This window comes from Phytoactinopolyspora endophytica, assembly GCF_004138495.1.
GTDB classification, from domain to species: Bacteria; Actinomycetota; Actinomycetes; order Jiangellales; family Jiangellaceae; genus Phytoactinopolyspora; species Phytoactinopolyspora endophytica.
In genome coordinates this window covers 228,609-233,194 of sequence record NZ_ML142853.1, presented here as the reverse complement: position 1 = coordinate 233,194, position 4,586 = coordinate 228,609, and the positions used below count along the sequence as shown (strand labels likewise).

Annotated in this window: 3 protein-coding genes and 1 pseudogene; 3 read left to right on the top strand and 1 reads right to left on the bottom strand. The window is 66.9% G+C overall.

The features are described from left to right. On the bottom strand, positions 1-270 hold a 270-nt coding region (locus tag ELR45_RS37590), incomplete at its 3' end, for an alpha/beta fold hydrolase (protein ID WP_205856450.1). A gap of 358 nt (positions 271-628) precedes the next feature. Here ELR45_RS37590 and ELR45_RS11895 point away from each other — a divergent pair. The 3 genes and pseudogenes from ELR45_RS11895 to ELR45_RS40765 form a co-directional block, all read left to right on the top strand. Then, positions 629-2,971, top strand: coding sequence for an FtsK/SpoIIIE family DNA translocase (locus ELR45_RS11895; protein ID WP_205856449.1), 2,343 nt, complete (start codon positions 629-631; stop codon positions 2,969-2,971). A 265-nt stretch (positions 2,972-3,236) separates the two neighbouring features. Continuing rightward, complete coding sequence (locus ELR45_RS11890; protein WP_129666208.1) at positions 3,237-4,184, top strand: type IV toxin-antitoxin system AbiEi family antitoxin domain-containing protein; 948 nt, start codon at positions 3,237-3,239, stop codon at positions 4,182-4,184. Between the two features lie 166 nt (positions 4,185-4,350). Next, positions 4,351-4,586 (top strand): annotated as a pseudogene (locus ELR45_RS40765) (MiaB/RimO family radical SAM methylthiotransferase); the annotation flags it as partial.

The following is a 4,586-nucleotide window of genomic DNA, read 5'->3' as shown; positions in this document are numbered from 1 at the left end:
GCCGACGAGTGCGGCCCGCTCGACGTCGAGCGCGTCCATCAGTGTGAGCAGGTCTTCGTGATGGGCGACTTCACCCTCGTGCTCGCTGTCACTGGACTCGCCGCGTCCTCGCCAGTCGTAACGGATCACCCGACAGGTGGTGGACAGGGCCGCGAACTGGTGGTCCCACATCCGGCGGTCGGCTAAGCCGGCATGGACGAGTATGACGACCGGACCGGAGCCCGCATCGTCGTAGGCAAGGTCCGCGTCGCCGACTCGTATCAAAGCCACCTCCGTAATGTAGACCGGTCTGTGGAGGTTGACGTCGGAGTTCGCAAAGCGCGTACAGCCCTCGCCCGTGGATGAGATCGGCCAATCGGGCATTTTCTGGCACGCCCGGGGCGTGTGTGACTGACGAGACGAGAGTGTCGGATGTAACCTGATCTCTATGGCGACCCGTACGATGACTGCACCTGCTGCCACCACGCGGTCGCGTAGCACGTCGGGCGCCCCGCGAAAGCGCCCAGCGGCTCGCGGCGGCACAACTCAGCGCACTCCGAACCGGCGCCCACCCACGCGGCGTCCAGGCCGGCCCGGCGCTGGGATCCGGCTCTTCCGTGCCATCGGGCGTGGCATCCGCGCCCTGTGGATGGGCATCGCTCACCTCATCGGCGGGATCACCCGTCGGGTCGGCGGTGCGGCCCGTGAACTTCCGCAGGAACAGCGGCGCGACGGAGCGGGGCTGGCGCTCATCGGCGTCGCTGTCGTGGTCGCCGCGGTGACCTGGTGGTCCGTCGACGGCGCGGTGCCGAGCCTGATCTACGACGCCGTGGCCGGCGCGGTCGGCACCGGTGCCTATGCGGTCCCGGTCGTCGTGGTCATGGGTGCCTGGCAGCTGATGCGCCGCCCAGGCGAGAAGGGTCCGGTGGGCCGGCAGGTGCTGGGTTGGACCTGCCTGACCATGGGGGCGCTCGGGCTGGCGCACATCGCGGGCGGCATGCCCCGGCCGGCTGACGGAGCCGAGGCGCTGCAGCGTTCCGGCGGAGCCGTCGGGTACATCGCGTCGACGGTTCTCGCGGACCTGCTGACGGTCTGGATCGCGGTGCCGTTGCTGATCCTGCTGACACTCTTCGGCGTGCTCGTGGTTACCGGCGTGCCGCTGTACGAGGTTCCTGTCTACGCGGCTGAGGTCTGGGACCGAGTGGCCGTCTTCCTGGGGTTCCGCCGGCCGGAGGACGAGGAAGGCGAGCGTCCGATCAGCCCGCGTCGTCGCAAGGAGGCCGGGCTCGACCCCACCGACGAGGAGCCGTACGACTCGCCGGTATTGAAAGAGAAGCCGAAGAAGACCTCGAAGAAGAAGCGCGACGACGTCCCGTCGTCCGACGACGAGCCGACGACCGATACCGCTGCTACCGCCGTGCCCGCCGCAGCGTCGGCGGCGCGCGCCGAAGCGGAGGAGGTCATCGAGGAGCCGCCGCCGCATTCGCCGGTGCCCCAGCGCGTCGAGCAGCTGGCTCTGTCCGGCGACATCACCTACTCCCTTCCGCCCGGCGACGTCCTGCACCAGGGCAGCCCGCACAAGGCCCGTTCCGCGGCGTCGGACAGCATCGTCGAGGCGCTTCGTGGCGTATTCGAGCAGTTCAACATCGACGCCGAGGTGACCGGCTACAGCCGGGGCCCGACGGTGACCCGCTATGAGGTGGAGCTGGGCTCGGCGGTCAAGGTGGAGAAGGTCACCGCGCTGAGCAAGAACATCTCCTACGCCGTGGCCAGCGCTGAGGTCAGGATCCTGTCGCCCATCCCGGGCAAGTCGGCGATCGGCATCGAGATCCCGAACACGGACAAGGAGATCGTCAGCCTTGGCGACGTGCTGCGTTCGTCGGTCGCACGCAAGGACCACCACCCGATGGTGGCCGGGCTCGGCAAGGACGTCGAGGGCGGGTTCGTCGTCGCGAACCTCGCGAAGATGCCGCACTTGCTGGTGGCCGGTGCCACTGGTTCGGGTAAGTCGAGCTTCATCAACTCGATGATCACCTCGGTGCTGATGCGGGCGACGCCGGATGAGGTCCGGCTGATCATGGTCGACCCCAAGCGGGTGGAGCTCTCCGCCTACGAGGGCGTCCCGCACCTGATCACCCCGATCATCACCAGCCCGAAGAAGGCCGCCGAGGCGCTGCAGTGGGTCGTGCGCGAGATGGACATGCGGTATGACGATCTCGCCGAGTTCGGCTTCCGGCACGTCGACGACTTCAACAAGGCGGTCCGCGCCGGCAAGGTCAAGGTGCCTGAGGGCAGCGAACGTGTGCTCTCTCCGTATCCGTTCCTGCTGGTGATCGTCGACGAGCTGGCCGACCTGATGATGGTGGCGCCGCGCGACGTCGAAGACTCGGTCGTCCGGATCACGCAGCTGGCGCGCGCCGCCGGCATCCACCTGGTGCTGGCCACGCAGCGTCCGTCGGTGGACGTCGTCACGGGTCTGATCAAGGCCAACGTGCCGTCCCGGCTGGCGTTCGCGACATCGTCGCTCGCCGACTCCCGAGTCATCCTGGACCAGCCCGGCGCGGAGAAGCTGGTGGGACAGGGCGACGGGCTGTTCCTCCCTATGGGTGCGAGCAAGACGATGCGTGTGCAGGGGTCCTGGGTGACCGAGACCGAGATCGCCGCCGTCGTCAAGCACTGCAAGGAGCAGCTGGAGCCGACATACCGCGAGGACGTGACGGCGGCGCCGTCGGCGAAGCGGGAGATCGACGAGGACATCGGAGACGATCTCGACCTGCTCTGCCAGGCCGTCGAGCTGGTGGTCAATACCCAGTTCGGATCGACGTCGATGCTGCAGCGCAAGCTTCGCGTGGGCTTCGCCAAGGCGGGCCGGCTGATGGACCTCATGGAGAGCCGTGGCATCGTCGGACCCTCGGAGGGCTCCAAAGCCCGCGACGTGCTGGTCAAGCCTGATGACCTGGCGGACACGCTCGGCACCATCCGCGGCGACTAGGCGGCCGTGGTTCCGTCGGGTTCCTCGGCGGTGTACCTCTCGGCTCAGCCGCGAGCTCTCTTGCTCATGCTTGGTGCGCTGAGTACACGCTAGATTGGCGAGGAATGCGCTTGCCAACGAGCACCCAGCGCACCAAGCGGGGGACGAGGCGGCGCGACGGTTCGAGCAGCCGCATTCGGGCCCGGCGCTGCGCTGTGGACAACCTGTGGATGCCCTGTGGATGGGAGATGGACGAGTCTGAGATCTTGATGCATGATCGGCGACCATGATCGGCATCCAAGGTGTCTACAAGGTCGTGGATCTGCTCCACAGAGGGGTGACAAGATCTGCGATCGAGCACGCGCTCCGTTCCGGTCGGATCGTCCGGGTGCGCCGCGGCGTCTACTGCGATCGCGCGGTGTGGGAACGAAGCGAGCGGATGCCGGCCGATCGGCACGCCATCGAGGTATATGCGGCGCTGCTGGTTGTGGACAAGCGCGGCTGGGCAAGCGGGTACTCGGCGGCGTTGCTCCTGGAACTGCCTATGCCCAAAGGCGAGCCGCATGACGTCGAGCTATCGATGCCACGACGTTCTCAGAGCCGCCGCGCATATCCGGGCCTGCGGATTCGGGCTGCGACAGCCGTGGAGGGAGATGTCGTGGCCATTCGCGGCGTGCCAGTCACGTCGCCGGCACGAACGGCGCTGGACGTCGCTCGCAATCATGGGTTCTCAAGCGGGCTCGTTCTCGCCGATGCCGTGCTGCGAAATGAGCTCGCGACGCCGGACGACTTCGGTGCCATAGCGCGGAGGATGTCGTGCTGGCCTGGCGGCGCCGACGCACGGTCAGTGGCAGTGCACGTATCGAGCAAACGCGAGTCTCCCGGCGAGTCTGTCTCTTACGCCGCCTTCGTCGAAGCGGGGATGCCGTTGCCCGAGTGCAATGTCTGGATCATCGGTGAGGGAAGGGACGGGGTTCGTTCCGACTTCCTCTGGCGGGATCGCCGGTTGGTCGGCGAGGTCGATGGGTTCGTGAAATACACGGACCCCCGGTGGAGCACGCAGGACCGGGTGCTGGTGAATGAGAAGAAGCGCCAGCTGCGCATCGAGGAAGCCGGCTTCGTTGTCGTTCGCTGGACTCCGGCGGAGATGTTGTACGAGCCGCGCACCGTCCTCGAGCGGATCAGGCGCCAGTCAAAAGTCGCCTCGACCATGTATGACGCTCCGCCGATCTGAATTCTTCACGAGGCAGCATGTGCTTGGTGCGCTGAGTACACGCTAAATCGGTGAGGAATGCGCTTGCCAACGAGCACCCAGCGCACCAAGCGCGAGGTCACGAAAGTAGTAGCGCGCAGCCTCGGAGTCGGCAGGCCGCGCGTCGAGGCGGTACCCTTGGATCTCGATGACTGAACATTCGGTGGCGATCGTCACCCTGGGCTGCACCCGCAACGAGGTCGACTCCGAGGAGTTGGCCGGGCGCCTTGACGCCGGTGGCTTCACACTGGTCGAGGATCCGGCCGACGCTGAGACCGTCCTGGTCAATACCTGCGGCTTCGTCGAGCAGGCGAAGAAGGACTCGGTGGACTCCCTGTTGGCGGCTTCCGATCTCAAGGACTCTGGCGACACGAAGGCTGTCGT